19 protein-coding genes are annotated in these 16,743 nt (G+C 66.5%); 16 read left to right on the top strand and 3 right to left on the bottom strand.

All coding sequences use genetic code 11. The annotated features are described in order from the left end of the window. The first annotated feature begins 43 nt into the window (after positions 1-43). Genes O5O53_RS07855 through pdxY form a run of 10 tightly spaced genes read left to right on the top strand, consistent with a single transcriptional unit; the run spans position 44 to position 9,609 of the window. Complete coding sequence (locus O5O53_RS07855) at positions 44-712, top strand: hypothetical protein (RefSeq protein ID WP_269511047.1); 669 nt, start codon at positions 44-46, stop codon at positions 710-712. Between the two features lie 10 nt (positions 713-722). Next, positions 723-1,841: a radical SAM family heme chaperone HemW gene (gene hemW / locus O5O53_RS07850; RefSeq protein WP_269511044.1), complete on the top strand. Its 1,119-nt coding sequence runs from the start codon at positions 723-725 to the stop codon at positions 1,839-1,841. 9 nt (positions 1,842-1,850) lie between these two features. Further along, on the top strand, positions 1,851-2,864 hold the full coding sequence (gene hrcA / locus O5O53_RS07845) for a heat-inducible transcriptional repressor HrcA (RefSeq protein WP_269511041.1): 1,014 nt from the start codon (positions 1,851-1,853) through the stop codon (positions 2,862-2,864). A 10-nt stretch (positions 2,865-2,874) separates the two neighbouring features. After that, positions 2,875-4,008, top strand: coding sequence for a molecular chaperone DnaJ (dnaJ, locus tag O5O53_RS07840; RefSeq protein WP_269511038.1), 1,134 nt, complete (start codon positions 2,875-2,877; stop codon positions 4,006-4,008). Then, positions 4,005-4,703, top strand: a complete 699-nt coding sequence (locus O5O53_RS07835; protein ID WP_269511036.1) for a 16S rRNA (uracil(1498)-N(3))-methyltransferase — start codon at positions 4,005-4,007, stop codon at positions 4,701-4,703. Before dnaJ ends, O5O53_RS07835 begins: the two co-directional genes overlap by 4 nt. Positions 4,704-4,714: 11 nt before the next feature. Next, positions 4,715-5,737, top strand: coding sequence for a PhoH family protein (locus O5O53_RS07830; protein WP_269511033.1), 1,023 nt, complete (start codon positions 4,715-4,717; stop codon positions 5,735-5,737). Continuing rightward, positions 5,734-6,312, top strand: coding sequence for an rRNA maturation RNase YbeY (gene ybeY, locus O5O53_RS07825; protein WP_269511030.1), 579 nt, complete (start codon positions 5,734-5,736; stop codon positions 6,310-6,312). Before O5O53_RS07830 ends, ybeY begins: the two co-directional genes overlap by 4 nt. Further along, complete coding sequence (locus tag O5O53_RS07820) at positions 6,309-7,625, top strand: hemolysin family protein (RefSeq protein WP_269511027.1); 1,317 nt, start codon at positions 6,309-6,311, stop codon at positions 7,623-7,625. The genes ybeY and O5O53_RS07820 overlap by 4 nt, the downstream gene beginning before the upstream one ends. A gap of 58 nt (positions 7,626-7,683) precedes the next feature. Continuing rightward, positions 7,684-8,748 carry a 2,3-butanediol dehydrogenase gene (locus tag O5O53_RS07815; protein WP_269511024.1) on the top strand — a complete coding sequence of 355 codons (1,065 nt, stop codon included), beginning with the start codon at positions 7,684-7,686 and terminating at the stop codon, positions 8,746-8,748. A gap of 9 nt (positions 8,749-8,757) precedes the next feature. Then, the gene (gene pdxY / locus O5O53_RS07810) at positions 8,758-9,609 is read left to right on the top strand and encodes a pyridoxal kinase PdxY (RefSeq protein WP_269511022.1); all 852 of its coding nucleotides are present in this window, start codon (positions 8,758-8,760) and stop codon (positions 9,607-9,609) included. Positions 9,610-9,668: 59 nt separating this feature from the next. Here pdxY and O5O53_RS07805 read toward each other — a convergent pair whose 3' ends face one another. Next, the gene (locus O5O53_RS07805; RefSeq protein WP_269511020.1) at positions 9,669-10,706 is read right to left on the bottom strand and encodes an HNH endonuclease signature motif containing protein; all 1,038 of its coding nucleotides are present in this window, start codon (positions 10,704-10,706) and stop codon (positions 9,669-9,671) included. A 139-nt stretch (positions 10,707-10,845) separates the two neighbouring features. Here O5O53_RS07805 and era point away from each other — a divergent pair, with 139 nt between their 5' ends. Genes era through O5O53_RS07790 form a run of 3 tightly spaced genes read left to right on the top strand, consistent with a single transcriptional unit; the run spans position 10,846 to position 13,279 of the window. Beyond that, positions 10,846-11,829 carry a GTPase Era gene (gene era / locus O5O53_RS07800; RefSeq protein ID WP_269511018.1) on the top strand — a complete coding sequence of 328 codons (984 nt, stop codon included), beginning with the start codon at positions 10,846-10,848 and terminating at the stop codon, positions 11,827-11,829. Continuing rightward, positions 11,819-12,544, top strand: coding sequence for a DNA repair protein RecO (recO, locus tag O5O53_RS07795; RefSeq protein WP_269511015.1), 726 nt, complete (start codon positions 11,819-11,821; stop codon positions 12,542-12,544). The genes era and recO overlap by 11 nt, the downstream gene beginning before the upstream one ends. 9 nt (positions 12,545-12,553) lie before the next feature. Continuing rightward, positions 12,554-13,279 (top strand): isoprenyl transferase, encoded by a 726-nt coding sequence (locus O5O53_RS07790; RefSeq protein WP_269511013.1) that lies wholly within the window; start codon positions 12,554-12,556, stop codon positions 13,277-13,279. On the opposite strand, the gene O5O53_RS07785 is transcribed toward O5O53_RS07790, so the two are convergent. Further along, positions 13,276-13,713 (bottom strand): Fur family transcriptional regulator, encoded by a 438-nt coding sequence (locus tag O5O53_RS07785; protein ID WP_269511010.1) that lies wholly within the window; start codon positions 13,711-13,713, stop codon positions 13,276-13,278. The genes O5O53_RS07790 and O5O53_RS07785 overlap by 4 nt on opposite strands. A gap of 15 nt (positions 13,714-13,728) precedes the next feature. After that, positions 13,729-14,208: an ArsR/SmtB family transcription factor gene (locus tag O5O53_RS07780; protein ID WP_269511007.1), complete on the bottom strand. Its 480-nt coding sequence runs from the start codon at positions 14,206-14,208 to the stop codon at positions 13,729-13,731. 169 nt (positions 14,209-14,377) lie between these two features. Between O5O53_RS07780 and O5O53_RS07775 the strand changes: the two genes are divergently transcribed. The 3 genes from O5O53_RS07775 to O5O53_RS07765 are packed head-to-tail and all read left to right on the top strand — an operon-like array spanning position 14,378 to position 16,732. Continuing rightward, entirely contained in the window at positions 14,378-15,760 is a 1,383-nt protein-coding gene (locus O5O53_RS07775; protein ID WP_239306282.1) for a glycine--tRNA ligase, read from the top strand. A 10-nt stretch (positions 15,761-15,770) separates the two neighbouring features. Further along, on the top strand, positions 15,771-16,277 hold the full coding sequence (locus O5O53_RS07770) for a hypothetical protein (protein WP_269510997.1): 507 nt from the start codon (positions 15,771-15,773) through the stop codon (positions 16,275-16,277). Next, positions 16,274-16,732 (top strand): hypothetical protein, encoded by a 459-nt coding sequence (locus O5O53_RS07765; protein WP_269510994.1) that lies wholly within the window; start codon positions 16,274-16,276, stop codon positions 16,730-16,732. Before O5O53_RS07770 ends, O5O53_RS07765 begins: the two co-directional genes overlap by 4 nt. Positions 16,733-16,743 lie beyond the last annotated feature (11 nt).

Below are 16,743 nucleotides of genomic sequence, written 5' to 3'. Positions count from 1 at the left end.
CCAATTTGTCACTTCCCACAGGCGTTTCCAAGGAGGGCTCGCGATGCACAAGACTGCCGCCGTGCTGCGCCACCGCGAGCTCACGCAGGAGATTTACAACATCGGCGACGAGGTGGCGGAGTACACCGAGCACCTCGCGGAGGCGATTGCGGATTACGACGGGGAGCTCACCGAGGACTGCCTCGCCGAGTTCGTCGAGATTGTCGACGACGCCCGCCAGGACGCCCGCCGCGTCGTCGCTGAGCTGATCGGCCTGCGCCAGGCGCTGACCTCCGGCCGCGCCGCCGGCCACCTGTCCGCGGGCGCGAAGCCGGAGGAGCGCATTCCGGAGCCCGAGCTTCTCGACGCCTCCGGCCTGAACGACCTCTTCCCCTTACAAGCCCCGTTTTCGGTGCAGACGATGCAGGACGCGCTGACCGGCCGCACCGACCTGGTGGTGCAGCACTTAGGCGAGATTGTGTCGTACTGTCTGGAGCAGACCGACATGGTCGCCCGCGAGCTCGGCGTGGTGTCGCTGCCGCAGATGTACGCCCGTGTCGGCGAAATCGTCGAGGAAGCCGTGGTGGGCTGGGTGGAAACCGTCTGCGTGGACCACCCGGCGTTCGTGCGCACCATGCGCGGGTCCAACCCGCCGGAGTTTTTGGAGGAGCGCGCCCGCATCGACCGGATCGTGGCCAAGGTCGCCGCGAAGCGTTCCCGCCGCGGCGCCTAGCCTTAAGGCCATGGATTCATTCGGCGTTTACGTCCACGTCCCGTTTTGCGCCACTCGCTGCGGGTACTGCGACTTCAACACCTACACACCCACCGAGGTGGATTCCTCCCACGCCCAGTACTTAGACGCGCTCGAGAAAGAACTCGAGCTCGCCGCCGCGCGCGGCCTGCCCCAAGCCGACACCGTGTTCATCGGCGGCGGCACCCCGAGCTTGCTCGGCGCGGACGGACTCGGGCGCATCCTCGCCGCCGTCCGCAACACTTTCGGCCTGAACCCCGGCGCGGAGGTGACCACCGAGTCCAACCCCGAATCCACCAGCCCCGACTACTTCGCGGGCCTGCTGGACGCCGGCTTCACCCGCGTCTCACTCGGCATGCAGTCCGCCTCCACGCCGGTGCTCAAGGTGCTGAACCGCCAGCACACCCCGGGCCGCGCCGTCGCCGCCGCCCGCGAGGCCCGAGCCGCCGGGTTTGAACACGTGAACCTGGACATGATCTACGGTACGCCCACCGAAACCGACGACGACGTCCGCCGCACCCTCGACGCCATCCTTTCCACGGACGTCGACCACGTCAGCGCGTATTCGCTCATCGTCGAGGACGGCACCGCCATGGCCCGCAAGATCCGCCGCGGCGAACTGCCCGCACCAAAGGAGGACGTCTACGCGGACCGCTACGAGATCATCGCCGACACCCTCGCTGCCAACGGCTACCACTGGTACGAGGTCTCCAACTGGGCCAAACCGGGCGGGCAGTGCCGCCACAACCTCATCTACTGGCGCAACCAGCAGTGGTGGGGCGCAGGCCCGGGCGCGCACAGCTTCATCGGCGCCGAGCGTTTCTTCAACGTCAAGCGCCCCGAAAAGTATGCACAGTTGCTTGCCGACGGCGCGCTGCCCATCCAGGACACCGAACCCATCACGGAAACAGAGGCCCACACCGAGGCAGTCATGCTCGGCCTGCGGCTGAAAGAAGGGATCCCGGCAGATTGGGTCGGGGCGGGGGCACGGGAGGTCGTCGATAGGCATGTGCGCGCGGGGCTGCTTGAGAAAAGCGACAGGCTGCGGCTGACCGACAAGGGCCGGCTGCTTGCAGACGGCATCATCACCGATATCCTGGCAGCCGAGTAAGGAGGCGTAATGGGTACTGCGGACCAGCGGCGCCAAGCGGTGCTGCGCGCGATCGTGGCGGACTACATTGCAAGCCAGGAGCCGGTGGGGTCGAAGTCCCTGGTGGAGCGGCACAAGATGGGGGTGTCCTCGGCGACGATCCGCAACGACATGGCGGTGCTGGAGCAGCAGGGCTACATCTCTCAGACGCACGCCTCGTCCGGCCGCATCCCCACTGAGGCGGGTTACCGCGCGTTCGTGGACGCGCTGCACGACGTCAAGCCGTTGAGCGCCGCCGAGCGCCACGCCATTTTGGATTTCTTGGAAAACGGCGTGGACTTAGAGGACGTGCTGCGCCGCTCCGTGCAGCTGCTTGCCCAGCTGACCAACCAGGCGGCGGTGGTGCAGCTGCCCACGCTGACGGTCTCGCGCGTGAAGCACTGCGAGGTGGTGGAGCTGACCCCGACGCGGCTATTGCTGGTGCTGATCACGGACGCCGGGCGCGTGGACCAGCGCAACGTGGAGCTTTCCGCGCCGATCGGGCCGGACGGGGTGCGGCTTTTGCGCGACCTTTTGAATGAGGCCCTGGTGGGCCAAACCATGCGCGACGCCTCCGAGGCGCTTTCTCGCCTATCGACGAAAGCTCCGCCCCACCTCGCCGACCCCACCTCACGCGCGGCAGAAGTGCTGATCACCACGCTTGTGGACGCCGCGCCGGACCGGCTGATCATTGCAGGCTCGTCGAACCTGGTCGTGCCGTCGGGAGGCTTGCAGGGCGTCATCGACGCGCTTGAGCAGCAGGTGGTGGTGCTGAAACTGCTCGCCGGCGCGCAGGAACTCGAGCGGGTGAGCGTGCGCATCGGGCGCGAAAACGAGGACGAGGAATTTTCGCGCGCCTCGATTGTTACAACAGCGTACGGCTCGGGCGACGAGGCACTCGGCGGCCTCGGGGTAGTGGGTCCGACCCACATGGACTACCCCGGTACCATGCAGAAGGTTGCCACCGTGGCCCGCTACATCAGCCGCATTCTGCGGGGCGAATAGAAGGGAAGTTATGGCTCGCGATTACTACGGCATCCTCGGCGTGGACCGGGAAGCCACCGAGCAGGAGATTAAGAAGGCGTACCGCAAGCTGGCGCGCAAGTACCACCCGGACGTGAACCCGTCCGAGGAGGCGGCCGAGAAGTTCGCGGAGATCGCGGCGGCGCAGGAGGTGCTGCTGGACCCGCAGAAGCGCTCCATCGTGGACCGCGGCGGCGACCCGATGGAAGCCGGCGGCGGCATGGGTGGCGCGGGCGGCTTCGGCGGCGGGGGACTCGGCGACATCTTCGAGGCGTTCTTCGGCGGCGGTGGCGCCCGCCAGCCGCGCTCGCGCGTGCAGCCGGGCAACGACGCGCTGCTGCGCACCGCCATCACGCTCGAGGAGGCCTTCGCGGGCACGAAAAAGGACGTCACCGTCGACACCGCCGTGCTGTGTGACAAGTGCCACGGCACCGGGTCCAAGACCGAGGAGAAGCCGGTGCCCTGCGGCACCTGCGGCGGCGCGGGCCAGGTCCAGGAGATGCAGCAGTCGTTTTTGGGCAACGTCATGACCACCCGCGAGTGCCCCACCTGCCACGGCTACGGCGAAGTGATCAAGGACCCGTGCACCCAGTGCGCCGGCGACGGCCGCGTGCGCGCCACCCGCGATCTGACCGTGAACATCCCCGCCGGCATCAACTCCGGCATGCGCATCCGCATGGCGGACCAGGGCGAGGTCGGCCACGGCGGCGGCCCCGCCGGCGACCTCTACGTGGAGGTGCAGGTCAAACCGCACCCGGTGTTCGTGCGCGAGAACAACGACCTGCACGTGCGCCTGACCGTGCCGATGTACGACGCAGCGCTCGGCACCGAGCTGAGCGTGGACAACCTCGCCGGCGAGAAGACCGTCATCGAGGTGCCCGGCGGCACCCAGCCCGGCGACACCATCCACCTGCAGGGCGAGGGCATGCCGCGGCTGCGCGCCGAGGGCGCCGGCGACATGATCGCCCACGTCCAGGTCACCGTGCCCACCGCCCTGAGCAACGACGAGCGCGCCGCGTTGCAGGACCTCCGCGACGGCCACCCGGACAACCCGGAGGTCCACGTCGAGTCCGACGAGCACGGCGAGGGCTTCTTCTCCCGCATGCGCGACCGCTTCCGCCGATGAGCCTGCCGTACTTTTTCACCGACGACCCCGCCGCCGGCACGCTCACCGGCGCCGAAGCCAAGCACGCGCACGTCAAGCGCATCGAGCCCGGCGAGCGCATCATGCTTATCGACGGCCAAGGGTCCACCGCGCTCACCCGCGTCACGTCGGTGGGGGCTGGTCGGGTTGATGGAGTCGTCGAAAGGCAAGAGTTCGTGCCGCAGCCCACGCCGCGCGTGACGGTGGTGCAGGCGGTGCCGAAGGGCGAGCGCGCGGAGCTCGCGGTGGACCTGGCGGTGCAGGCCGGAGCCGACGCGATCGTGCCGTGGATTTCGCACCGCACCATCGCGCGGTGGCCGGCGAACAAGCAGGCCAAGCAGGTGGAGAAGTGGCGCGCGCAGGCGCTTTCCAGCGCGAAGCAGGCGCGGCGCGCGTGGGTGCCGGAGGTGCGCGACCCGGTGACGACGAACCAGCTGTCCGAGCTGCTGCAGGAGCGCCACGCTCTGGTGCTGCACGAGGACGCCACCGACTCGATCCGCGATGTCGATTTCGGCGAGGACGTGTGGCTGATCGTCGGGCCGGAGGGCGGCATTGGCGACGACGAACTGGAGATCCTCGGCGCGCGCCCGGTGAAGCTCGGGCCCGACGTGCTGCGCACCGCCTCGGCGGCGTTCGCGGGGCTTTGCGCCATCGGGGCGTTGACCTCCCGCTGGTAGGGTTGGCCCCCATGGAAGAAATGGTGACGCGCAAGGTCGAACTCGACTCGGCGTACGCACAGTCCGTCCTAGGGATCAACGACGACAACCTGCGGGTTCTAGAGGACCAGCTCGGGGTGGGCTTCCACGCCCGCGGCACCGAGCTGACCGTCAAGGGGCACGCGGAGCAGGCGGCGCACGCGCTGCGCGTCGTCGAGGAGCTGGAGTCCATGGCGCGCCGCGGTGTGCCGCTGGGGGTGGACACAGTGATCCAGGCGGTGCGCATCATGGAGGCCGAAGCACCCGGCTCGGTCGCCGACATCCTCGGCGAGGAGATCATCTCGCGCCGCGGCAAGGTCATCCGCCCGAAGACGGCCGGGCAGCGCGCGTACGTCGACGCGATCGACGACAACACCATCACCTTCGGCATTGGGCCCGCTGGCTCCGGCAAGACGTACCTCGCGGTGGCGAAGGCGGTCCAGGCGCTGCAGAACAAAGAGGTCAAGCGCATCATTTTGACCCGCCCGGCGGTGGAGGCGGGCGAAAAGCTCGGCTTTTTGCCCGGCACACTCTCGGACAAGATCGACCCGTACCTGCGCCCGCTTTACGACTCGTTGCGCGACATGATGGACCCGGAGGCGATCCCGAAGCTCATCGAGGCCGGCATCATCGAGGTCGCGCCCCTGGCCTACATGCGCGGGCGCACCCTGTCGGACGCGTTTGTCATCCTGGATGAGGCGCAGAACACCACCGGGGCGCAGATGAAGATGTTTCTCACCCGCCTCGGCTTCGGTTCGAAGATGGTGGTCACGGGTGACACGTCCCAGGTGGATTTGCCGCGCGGCACCGTCTCGGGCCTGCGCGTGGCGCGTCGCATCCTCGCGGACATCGACGACATTTCGTTCCAGGAGCTCGGCGCCGGCGACGTGGTGCGCCACCACCTAATTTCGCGCATCGTCGCGGCGTACGACCGCCACGACGCGCAGAACGCCCTGCGCTACGAGAAACGCCAGCAGGCGATCGAGGCCGAGCGGGAAGCGGAGGCAAACCAGTGAGCATTGAAGTCTTAAATGAGTCCGGCGAGGCGGAGGTCAATGAGCAAATGCTTATCGACGTCGCGTCGTTCGCCATGCGCTCCATGGACGTCCACCCCGACGCCGAGGCCACCATCACGCTCGTCGACGAAGCCACGATGGCTGACCTGCACGTGCGCTGGATGGACCTGGAGGGCCCGACGGACGTGATGAGCTTTCCCATGGACGAGCTCACCCCCGGCGGCGGCCGCCCCGACGCGGACATGCCCGGCCCGGCGATGCTCGGCGACATCATCCTGTGCCCGGCCTACGACCGCAAGCAGGCCGAAATGGCCGGCCACGACCTGGCGCACGAGATGGCGCTTTTGACCGTCCACGGCGTGCTGCACCTGTTGGGCTACGACCACATCGAGCCGAAAGACGAGCGCGAGATGTTCGCGCTGCAAAACGAGATTTTGGCGGACTGGTACGACGACCTCGCCCGCCGCGGCGTGGAGTACCAGCCGAAGCCGACCGGCGCGCACGCCTTCCCGTCGGCCGCGGACCGCGACGAGCTGGACAAGCTGATGCAGCGCAATATTGGCGGCGCCGAGTGACGCTGACCTTCGTCTACGCGGTCGTCACCGTCGCCGCGCTGCTGTTGTCCGGCCTGCTCGGCTCCATCGAGTCCGCGCTCGCCCCGATCTCCCGCGCCCGCGTGGAGGGCATGGTCAAAGTCGACACCCCGGGCGCGGAGGCGCTGCTGCGGGTGGTGGACCACCGCGCGAACCACGTCAACACGCTTGTGCTGGTCAAAACGGTCCTGGATGTCCTCGCGTCCGTCACCGCGGCGATGCTCGCGATGGATCTGCTGGACTCGGACGGGTGGGCGATTGCGGTGGCGGTGATCGTCGTCACGCTGCTGCAATTTTCCATCGTCGGGGTGTTCGCGCGCACCGCGGGCAAGCGCAACCCCTACACCATTTCGCTCAAAGCGGCCCAGGGGCTAGGGGCGTTCCAGGTGGTGCTCGGGCCCGTCGCAAAGTTGTTGATCTGGGTGGGCAACCTGTTCCACCCCGGCGAGGACTTCCGCGACGGCCCCTACGCCACCGAGATCGAGCTGCGCGAGATGGTCGAGGTCGCGCAGGAAAAGGGCGTGGTGGAAACCACCGAGGGCCGCATGATCCAGAACATCTTCGACCTCGCGTCCAACTACGCGCGCCAGGTCATGGTGCCGCGCCCGGAGATGGTGTGGATCGAGGGCGAAAAAGCCGCCCGCCAGGCCACCGCGCTCATGGTGCGCTCGGGGCATTCGCGCGTGCCGGTGATCGGGGAGAGCGTCGACGAGATCGTCGGCATCGCGTACCTGAAGGACATGTTCGACGACCGCGGCACCCCGCTCGACCCCGCCACGCCGATCACGGAGTTCATGCGCGAGCCGCTGTTCATCCCGGACTCGAAGCCGCTGGACGTGCTGCTGAAAGAGATGCAGCAGTCGAACACGCACATTGCGATGCTTATCGACGAATACGGCACCGTCGCCGGCCTCCTCACCATGGAGGACCTGCTCGAAGAGATCGTCGGCGAGATCACCGACGAGTACGACGAGGACGAGGAAGCCCCGGTCACCGAGGTGGAGCCGCGCGTGTTCCGCGTCCAGGCGCGCCTGCCGCTGGACGACCTGGTGGACTACCTCGCCGACAACCTGGACTACGAGCTGGAGTACGCCGAGGACGTCACCGACAACGTCGACACGGTGGCGGGGCTGTTGTCCTACGAGCTGGGGCGCGTGCCGCTGCCGGGCGCGTCGATTCTGCGCGACGGGGTGCGCTACACCGCCGAGGGCGGCCGCGACCGCCGCGGCCGGGTGAAGACCCGCACCGTGCTGGTCTCGGTGGCGGAGGCCACAGAGCCGCTCCACGGCGATTAGTCTTACTTTTCGGTAGAATAGTACGCGTAAGCAGGTTTTTCACCGAGAGGAGCTTCACATGCGCGCTGTACGTTACTACGGCCAGAAGGACATCCGCGTCGAGGACATCGACGCCCCAGAGGCAGGCAAGGGCGAGGTGCTCATCGACGTCGCCTGGTGCGGCATCTGCGGCACCGACCTCCACGAGTACCTGGAAGGCCCGATCTTCTGCCCGAAGCCGGGCCACCCGCACCCGATCACCGGCGAGGAGCCGCCGGTCACGCTCGGCCACGAGTTCTCCGGCGTCGTCGCAGCGCTGGGCGAGGGTGTGGACGATCTTGAGGTCGGCCAGCATGTTGTCGTCGAGCCGTACGTGCTTCCCGACGATGTCGACCCGAAGGAGCCGGGCCCGTACAACCTCCACCCGGATGTGAACTTCATCGGTCTTGCCGGTGGTGGCGGCGGCCTTTCCGAGAAGATCGCGGTGCAGCGCCGCTGGGTCCACCCGATCAAGAACGACGTCCCGCTGGACGAGGCCGCGCTCATCGAGCCGCTGTCTGTCGCCCACCACGCATTCTCCGCCTCCGAGGCCGGCGAGGGCGACGTGGTCCTGGTCGGCGGTGCTGGCCCGATCGGCGTGCTCACGGCTGCCGTCGCTAAGGCGTACGGCTGCACTGTTGTCGTCTCCGAGCTGTCCGAGTTGCGCCGCCAGAAGGCCCTCGACGCAGGCGTCGCCGACCACGCCATCGACCCGTCCAAGCAGGACCTGAAGGAAGAAGTCCAGAAGATCACCGACGGCAAGGGCGTCGACGCCGCATTCGAGGCAACGTCCGTCAACGTCGTGCTCGACCAGCTCGTCGATTGCCTGAAGCTCAAGGGCACCCTGGTTGTGGAGTCCATCTGGTCCAAGAAGGCCGAGCTGGACATCCACGCCGTGGTGATGAAGGAGCTGACCATCCGCGGCATCATCGGCTACGCCCACGACCACGAGCAGACCATCAAGCTCGTCGAGGAGGGCAAGGTCGACCTCAAGCCGTTCATCACCGGCAAGATCGGCTTTGACGGTGTCGTCGACGAGGGCTTCGACACCCTGATCAACCGCAACGAGACCGCGGTGAAGATCCTGGTGTCGCCGGAGCTCTAAAATGCTCGTATGAGCAACATTCTCTCCATCCAGTCCGCTGTCGCGTATGGCCATGTTGGCAACTCGGCAGCGGTCTTTCCTTTGCAGCGCATCGGCCACGAGGTCTGGCCGGTGTACACCGTGAACTACTCCAACCACACCGGCTACGGCGCGTGGGGCGGGCCGATCATTCCGGCCGACGACGTCGCCGCGGTGCTTAACGGCATCCGGGACCGCGGCGCATTTTCGCTTATCGACGGCATCCTCACCGGCTACCAGGCTTCCCCCGAAATCGCCGACGTGATCGTGGGCACCGTGCGCGACATCAAGGCTGAAAACCCGGACGCGCTCTACACCTGCGACCCGGTGATGGGTTCGGCGACGTCCGGCTGCTTCGTGGCAGATTCGATCCCGCCGCTGTTCCGCTCGACGATCGTGCCGGCCGCCGACATCATCACCCCGAACCAGTTCGAGCTGGGGTACCTGACCGAGCGTGACGTGACCGACCTCGACTCCACCCTGGCCGCCGTCGACGCCGCGCGCGAGATGGGCCCGTCCACCGTGCTGGTCACCTCGGTAAAGCGCCCGGAGACGCCTGAGGACGCCATCGAGATGATCGCCGTCGACGACCACGGCAAGTGGATCGTGCGCACCCCGCGCCTGCCGTTCAAGCGCAACGGCTCCGGCGACGTCACCGCCGCGCTGTTCACCGGCCACTACCTCCGCGGCCGCGATGCGAAGGACGCCCTGGCCAAGACGGCGTCCTCGGTGTACGACCTGCTGCGCGTCACCCTCGAGGCCGACTCGCAGGAGCTCAAGCTCGTCGAGGCGCAGGACTTCTACGCCAACCCGCAGCTCCAGTTCGAGGTTGAGGCCCTCTAGCCGTTTTTGGGCATGCCGATGTGCCCGCCCGGTGGGGCGGGTTTCGGTGTGTGGGCGGGTTAGTCGAAGAGCAGCTCCATCGCGCCTGGGGTGGTCATGGGGACGCGTGTGCCGTTGGGGGCGACCCAGTGGATGCGCGCGTTCGGGTTGTCGATGTAGCCGAACGGGCCTTGCCTGTTGTCGGCGTTGACGCCGTTGTGGAAGGGGCAGAGTTCTGCGAGGTTGTCCATGTTGGTCATTCCCCCGTAGCGCCATGCGTTAATGTGGTGCGTTTGTGTGGTTTCGGCGGAGTGTTTGCAGTCGGGAAACGCGCAAGCCGGGCAGAGCAGCTTCGACATGACCTTCTGCTTGGGGTTGGCGCAGCGCTGACCGTAGTAGAGGTTGACTGGGCCTTCCTGGGGGTGGAACGCGGCGACTTCGAGTATGTCGCCGAATTCGTGCTCCATGTACTCGGCCCCGGTCATGGTGGTGCCGTCGGTGCAGATCAGGGTGACTTCGTCTGCGTGGCCGGAGTGGATGCGGGCCCAGTCGGCGATCGGCACCAGGATGATCGGCCGGAAATTCGCCTTCGGCACGCCTTTGCCGTCGCGCAGGATGCTGATGAGTGTGTGGGCCATTTGGGCGGCGGCGGGGTCGTCGGCGTCGATGAGTTGTCGCAGCAGGTGCTCCAGGTCTGCGAGGTCGCGCTCGTTGTAGGTGAGGATCATGGTGCGCATGCCCGCCTTCGAGCGGCTGAACCTGCACGAGGGTGGGGCGGGTTTGACGGGTTGTTTGATCAGCCGTTTGATGCGCTTGGTCAACGCCCGGTAGGAGCCGCGGTGGCGCACCAAATCCAACCTAATGCGCCAGCGTTCGGCGGCGCCTTCGACGGCGAGGAGTTTTTTCTCGATGTGCACGAGCTGGTCGATAGGTAAACCCTCGGCGGCGGCGAGGGCGTCGCGTTGTTTGCGGGTGAACTGGGTCGGCCCGAAGTAGGTGTGGTGCACCCGCGCCAAATCACGCACCCGGCCGGTGGACAGGCCGGCGGCCATGGCTACGTCGCGGTCGAAGTCGGCGAGCACGGCCACGCCTGCGGAAACAAAGTCAGTGAAGTTCATGGCCCAGAAGCTATGGCGGCACCGCAACCCCGACAAGGGCCAAAAAGAAATCTGTGGATAACCCCCGCCGATTGTTGACGCCGCAACACAGTTGTCCACAGCTCAACCACTCAGGGGTTGACAGGTAGAATCCCAGGCCATGAACGACTTCCCCGATTTCCCGGACGATCTGCCCGCAGAGGCCAGCGCGAACGATTTCGAGCGCGCCGACGCCGGCGGCTTCACTGACACCCCGGAGGGCTTCAGGTCGGGGTTCGTCAGTTTTGTGGGCCGCCCGAACACCGGCAAGTCCACGCTGACGAACGCGCTGGTGGGGGAGAAGATCGCGATCATGGCGGACCAGCCGGAGACGACCCGTCACCCGATCCGCGGCGTGATTAACCGCCCCGACGCGCAGGTCATCGTCGTGGACACCCCGGGCATCCACCGCCCGCGCACGCTGCTGGGCGAGCGCCTCAACGACGTGGTCAAGGACACCTTCGCCGACGTGGACGTCATCGGTTTCACGGTGCCTGCGGACGAAAAGATCGGCCCCGGCGACCGCTACATCCTGGAGCAGATCCGCGAAACCAAGCCGAACACGCCGATCGTGGGCATCGTGACCAAGCTGGACAAAACCGGCAAGGACACTGTCGGCGAGCGCCTGCTGGAGCTGCACGAGCTGCTCGGCCAGGACGCGGAGCTGGTGCCGGTGTCGGCCACCCAGAAGGTTCAGGTGGATACGCTGCTTGACGTGCTCGTCGATAAGCTCCCGCAAGGCCCGCGTTTCTACCCCGAGGACCACACCACGGACGAGGACACGGAGACGCGCATCGCGGAGCTCATCCGCGAGGAGGCGCTGCGGGGGCTTCGCGACGAGCTGCCGCACTCCGTCGCCGTCCAAATCGACGAGATGATCCAGGAGGACCGCCGCGTCAAAATCTACGCGGTGCTCTACCTGGAGCGCCCGGGCCAGAAACGCATCATCGAGGGCCCGGACGGGCGGCGCCTCAGCGGCATCGTGCACCGCGCGCGCAAGCAGATCATCGAGCTGACCGGGCAAAACGTGTACCTGGACGTGCGCGTCAAAGTGCTGAAGAACTGGCAGCAGGACCCGAAGGCGCTGGGCCGGCTTGGCTTCTAAGGCGCCGCGCCCGAGCTGGCGCGACCGCGCGTTTGTCGTGCGCACCTACGACTTTGGGGAGGCGGACCGGGTGGTGGTCCTGCTCACCAAGAACCACGGGCTTATCCGCGGCGTGGCCAAGGGGGTGCGCAAGGCGAAGAGCCGCTTCGGCTCACGGCTGCAGCCGTTCGTGGAGGTCGACGCGCTGATCTACCCGGGCCGAGGCCTCTCGACGATCGCTTCCGCCGACACCGTCTCCTACTACGGCGCCCGCATCATCGACGACTTCGACCGCTACGCCGCCGCCTGCGCCGTGATGGAAACGGCGGAAAAGCTCAGCTTCGACGAAGCGGACCCCACCCTGTTCGCCCTGGTTCAGGACGCGCTGCGCAACCTGCAAACGGAGCAGCACCCCACGATGGTCCTCGACGCGTTCATCCTGCAGGCCACCGAGCACGCCGGCTGGGGTTTAAGCCTCTTCAACTGCGCGAACTGCGGGGTACCCGGCCCGCACAAGGCGTTCAACGCCACGGTCGGCGGGGCGGTGTGCAACAACTGCCGCCCGCCGGGCTCCATGGACGTCCACCCCGAAACGTTGCACGAGATGTGGCTGATGGAGAGGGGTAGCGAAGTGCCGTCGATACGCGTGGCGCAGATTCACCGCGCAACCGTCGCGCACCTGCAATTCAACCTGGAGACCGGGCTGAAAAGCTTCAAGATTATGGAGCAGGCATAATTGAGGCCCATGGGCGCACCGAGAATTGACACAAAGTTCATCCCGAAGCACATCGCGCTGGTGATGGACGGCAACGGCCGTTGGGCGCAGCAGCGCGGCCTGAAGCGCACCGAGGGGCACAAGGTGGGCGAGGAGAAGCTCATGGAGGCCGTCGACGCGTGCATCGAGCTCGGCGGCGTCGAGTGGCTCTCGGCGTACGCGTTCTCCACTGAGAACTGGAAGCGCAGCCCTTCCGAGGTGCACTTTCTGATGAACTTCACGCGCGAGGTGCTGCGCCGCCAGCGCGACGAGTTGCACGCGAAAAACGTGCGCGTGGTGTGGTGCGGGCGCCGCCCGAAGCTGTGGGGCAGCGTCATCGAAGAGCTCGAGGTCGCCGAGGAGCTGACCAAACACAACACCGGCCTGACGTTGGCCATGTGCGTCAACTACGGCGGGCGCGCGGAGATCACAGATGCGGTGCAAAAGCTTATCGACGCTCACGTGTCCACCGTCGACGAAAAAACCATCGCCCGCTACCTGTACCGCGCGGACATGCCGGACGTGGACCTGTTCCTGCGACCGTCGGGCGAGCAGCGCACGTCGAACTTCCTCATCTGGCAGTCCGCCTACGCGGAGATGGTGTACCAGGACGTGCTGTTCCCGGACTTCACAAAGGAAGATCTGTGGGACGCGGTGCTCGAGTACGCCAAGCGCGACCGCCGTTTCGGCGGCGCTGTGGACAAGTTCGACAGCTAGCGCTTGGCCTGGCAGGCGCGGCACACGCCGTAGATTTCGGCGTCGTGGCCGACCAGCTCGTAACCGTAGTGCGAGGAAATGACCTCGGCCCACTTCTCCACGGGCCCGCCCTCGATCTCCTCGCTGCGGCCGCACTCGGTGCACACCAAGTGGTGATGGTGGTGGCCGGACAAGCAATCGCGGTAGAGGGTTTCGCCGTCGGGGGATTGCAGCACGTCAACGGCGTTGACCTCGGCAAGCGATTGCAGGGTGCGGTAGACGGTGGTGAGGCCGACGGACGCGCCGTCGTCAAGCAATTGCTCATGGATGGTTTTCGCGGACGCGAACTTGTCCAGCCCCCGCAACGTCTCCACGACGGCGGCGCGCTGGCGCGTCATTCGCGGGCCCAGCTTGGGCACGGGGCGGGATTGCGCCCGGCGGTTCGTTTGCGTCATACCATTGCAGTCTAGCTAGTCGCGCACAGGCTTTGGAGTCTGCGGGGCGAGGCCGGGATCCACTTCGGGACGCACGTTCGCCGGCGGGTCGACGATCGCCGCGCCGACGGAGCCGCCGGAGCTCCCGCTGTTTTCCCGCCTGCGCTTGCGCAGCTCGGCCAGCTCGTCCTGCGCCTCGGTGAGTTTCTCCAGCGACGCCAGCTCGTGGATGATGCCGATGATGTCCGGCTGGTCCAGCGCGTAGAGCACCTCGCGGCCCTTGCGCGACGACGACACCAGGCCCGCCGAACGCAGCACCCGCAAGTGCTGGGAAATCAGCGGCTGCGACTTCTCCAACTCGGTGACCAGCTGGTGGACGACCTTCTCTTCCTCGGCCAGAAGCAGCAGAATCTCCAGCCGGGTTTTCGAGTCCAACACTTTGACGAGCGCGGCAGTGCGGTCCACGTCCTCGTCCGCCAGCTTTGGAAGGTCCGCCAAAACGTAACGTTCGCTCACGGCGTCCCCTTTCCTCAGCGCCAATGGGAAACAGATGATTCGTTCAGAATACAAGAATGCCTAAACAGAGTGGGACTTATGTCCAAACTGGGCGGGTGACCGGAGGCGTCGTAAGGCGGGCTATGCTGTTTTGCGTACTTTGCACGCACTTTCCCACCAGGAGATGTTGATGCCCGCATCAAAGATTGAGACCGTCGTTAACCTGTGCAAGCGCCGCGGACTGGTGTACCCGGCCGGCGAGATTTACGGCGGAACCCGCTCCGCGTGGGACTACGGCCCGCTCGGCGTGGAGCTGAAAGAAAACCTCAAGCGCCAGTGGTGGAAGCACATGGTGCAATCCCGCCGCGACACCGTCGGCGTGGACACCTCCGTCATCCTGCCCACGCGCGTGTGGGAAGCTTCCGGCCACGTCGAGGTGTTCACCGACCCGCTCGTTGAGTCGCTGTACACCCACAAGCGCTACCGCGCCGACCACCTCCTCGAAGCCTACGAAGAAAAGCACGGCCACCCGCCGGCAAACGGTCTGGCGGACATCAACGACCCGGAAACCGGCCAGCCCGGCAACTGGACCGAGCCGAAGGCGTTCTCCGGCCTGATGAAGACCTACCTGGGCCCCGTGGACGACAAGGAAGGCCTGCACTACCTGCGCCCGGAGACCGCGCAGGGCATTTTCGTGAACTTCAAGAACGTGATGACGTCGTCACGCATGAAGCCCCCGTTCGGCATCGCGAACACCGGCAAGAGCTTCCGCAACGAGATCACCCCGGGCAACTTCATCTTCCGCACCCGCGAGTTCGAGCAGATGGAGATGGAATTCTTTGTCAAGCCCGGCGAGGACGAGAAGTGGCACGAGTACTGGATTGACAACCGTTACAACTGGTACGTCGACCTGGGCATCAACCCGGACAACCTGCGCCTCTACGAGCACCCGCAGGAGAAGCTTTCCCACTACTCCAAGCGCACCGTGGACATCGAGTACGCCTTCGGCTTCACCGGCTCCAAGTGGGGCGAGCTCGAGGGCGTGGCCAACCGCACCGACTACGACCTGAAGACCCACGCCGAGGCCTCCGGCGAGGACCTGAGCTACTTCGACCAGGAGAACAACGAGCGCTGGATCCCGTACTGCATCGAGCCCGCCGCGGGCCTGGGTCGTGCGATGATGGCGTTCCTCATCGACGCCTACGACGAGGAAGAAGCCCCCAACGCCAAGGGCGGCACCGACACCCGCGTCGTGCTGCGCCTGGACCGCCGCCTCGCCCCGGTGAAGGTGGCCGTGCTGCCCCTGTCGAAGAAGCCGGAGCTGTCCGGCCCGGCCGAGGAACTCGCGGCCAAGCTGCGCCAGCACTGGAACGTCGACTTCGACACCTCCGGCGCGATCGGCCGCCGCTACCGCCGCCAGGACGAAACCGGCACCCCGTTCTGCGTCACCTACGACTTCGACACTCTGGAAGACCAGGCCGTCACGGTGCGCGAGCGCGACACGATGGAGCAGGAGCGCGTGCCGCTGGCGGAGCTGGAGTCCTACCTGGCCGCCCGCCTGATCGGCTGCTAAATTTTCGCTCATGCATTACGTGAGCTGGGACCGCACGAACCGGGACGCGCCGAAGCTGCTGGCTGAGGACGGCCCGGACGTCCTCGGCGTGTTCGAGCACGACCGCGCGATCGTGTGCGGCCAGAGCTGGGATCTGACCGCCCACGCCGAATCGGGCGCTGCGGCCACGTGCGGCGGCGAGGACGTCGTGCGCACCTCCGACAGCCTGAAGCGCGCGAAGCGCATCGACGCTGTCGTGGACGGCACGCCTTTCGCCCTGATCCCGGAGACGTCCAAAAACTGGGTGGTCGAGGGCCCCGACGGCGAGAAGGTCGCCCAGTTCACCCAGGACCACAACGGGGTGCGCAAGGCCATCCTCGAGTTCGAGGGGGAGACCCATCTGCCGCCCGTGCAGGTTGCCGGCCTGGCGTGGCTTTCGCGCTGTGTGCTGGAGGCCCGCAAGATGGCCAATTCCACCGCGCTGATTGCCACGCTGGTGTTCCTGTCGCTGTTTGTCGTGGTGGTGGCTGTGCTGTGATCTGGCAGGGAGCTTCGCTTATCGACGACCAAAGGTCCATCGCCGAATCCACCCCCGACACCGTTACGGTGGGCGAGACCGTTTTGAGAATTACGTCCGACAACCCGGCGAAGTTCCGCGCCTTCGACGTCGCGACGTCGGAGGAATACCTGCTGCGCAAGGCCGGGTTCACGGTGTCGCGCTACGCCGCGGATTGCGCCGGCCGCCGCTACACCTTGAACCGCTCGGGCTTTGACCTGTTGTCGGGCGCGATCACCCCGAAGCGAGAGATCCGTGACGGCGCCGGCGAGCTCATCGCCGTGACCCGGGGCTTCCCCACAGGCGAGCTGGGCGTGGACGTTGCGGAGCCGAGGCTTCGCGCCGACGGGTTTGACGAGATCCAGCTCGTCGACCTCGCGTTCATGTCCTGGGCGCTGACGTTCGTCGACGCGCCAGCCCGCCGCACGCGCTACTGAGCACCCGCGCG

This window comes from Corynebacterium faecium (assembly GCF_027257105.1).
Classification (GTDB): domain Bacteria; phylum Actinomycetota; class Actinomycetes; order Mycobacteriales; family Mycobacteriaceae; genus Corynebacterium; species Corynebacterium lehmanniae.
This window is presented reverse-complemented; position numbering and strand designations above follow the sequence as displayed.

Excerpts from the sequence above, each read along its gene's own strand:
- O5O53_RS07855 (WP_269511047.1), top strand. The coding sequence starts at position 44 with ATGCACAAGACTGCCGCCGTGCTGCGCCACCGCGAGCTCACGCAGGAG.
- hemW (WP_269511044.1), top strand. The coding sequence starts at position 723 with ATGGATTCATTCGGCGTTTACGTCCACGTCCCGTTTTGCGCCACTCGC.
- hrcA (WP_269511041.1), top strand. The coding sequence starts at position 1,851 with ATGGGTACTGCGGACCAGCGGCGCCAAGCGGTGCTGCGCGCGATCGTG.
- dnaJ (WP_269511038.1), top strand. The coding sequence starts at position 2,875 with ATGGCTCGCGATTACTACGGCATCCTCGGCGTGGACCGGGAAGCCACC.
- O5O53_RS07835 (WP_269511036.1), top strand. The coding sequence starts at position 4,005 with ATGAGCCTGCCGTACTTTTTCACCGACGACCCCGCCGCCGGCACGCTC.
- O5O53_RS07830 (WP_269511033.1), top strand. The coding sequence starts at position 4,715 with ATGGAAGAAATGGTGACGCGCAAGGTCGAACTCGACTCGGCGTACGCA.
- O5O53_RS07815 (WP_269511024.1), top strand. The coding sequence starts at position 7,684 with ATGCGCGCTGTACGTTACTACGGCCAGAAGGACATCCGCGTCGAGGAC.
- pdxY (WP_269511022.1), top strand. The coding sequence starts at position 8,758 with ATGAGCAACATTCTCTCCATCCAGTCCGCTGTCGCGTATGGCCATGTT.
- O5O53_RS07805 (WP_269511020.1), bottom strand. The coding sequence starts at position 10,706 with ATGAACTTCACTGACTTTGTTTCCGCAGGCGTGGCCGTGCTCGCCGAC.
- era (WP_269511018.1), top strand. The coding sequence starts at position 10,846 with ATGAACGACTTCCCCGATTTCCCGGACGATCTGCCCGCAGAGGCCAGC.
- O5O53_RS07790 (WP_269511013.1), top strand. The coding sequence starts at position 12,554 with ATGGGCGCACCGAGAATTGACACAAAGTTCATCCCGAAGCACATCGCG.
- O5O53_RS07785 (WP_269511010.1), bottom strand. The coding sequence starts at position 13,713 with ATGACGCAAACGAACCGCCGGGCGCAATCCCGCCCCGTGCCCAAGCTG.
- O5O53_RS07775 (WP_239306282.1), top strand. The coding sequence starts at position 14,378 with ATGCCCGCATCAAAGATTGAGACCGTCGTTAACCTGTGCAAGCGCCGC.
- O5O53_RS07770 (WP_269510997.1), top strand. The coding sequence starts at position 15,771 with ATGCATTACGTGAGCTGGGACCGCACGAACCGGGACGCGCCGAAGCTG.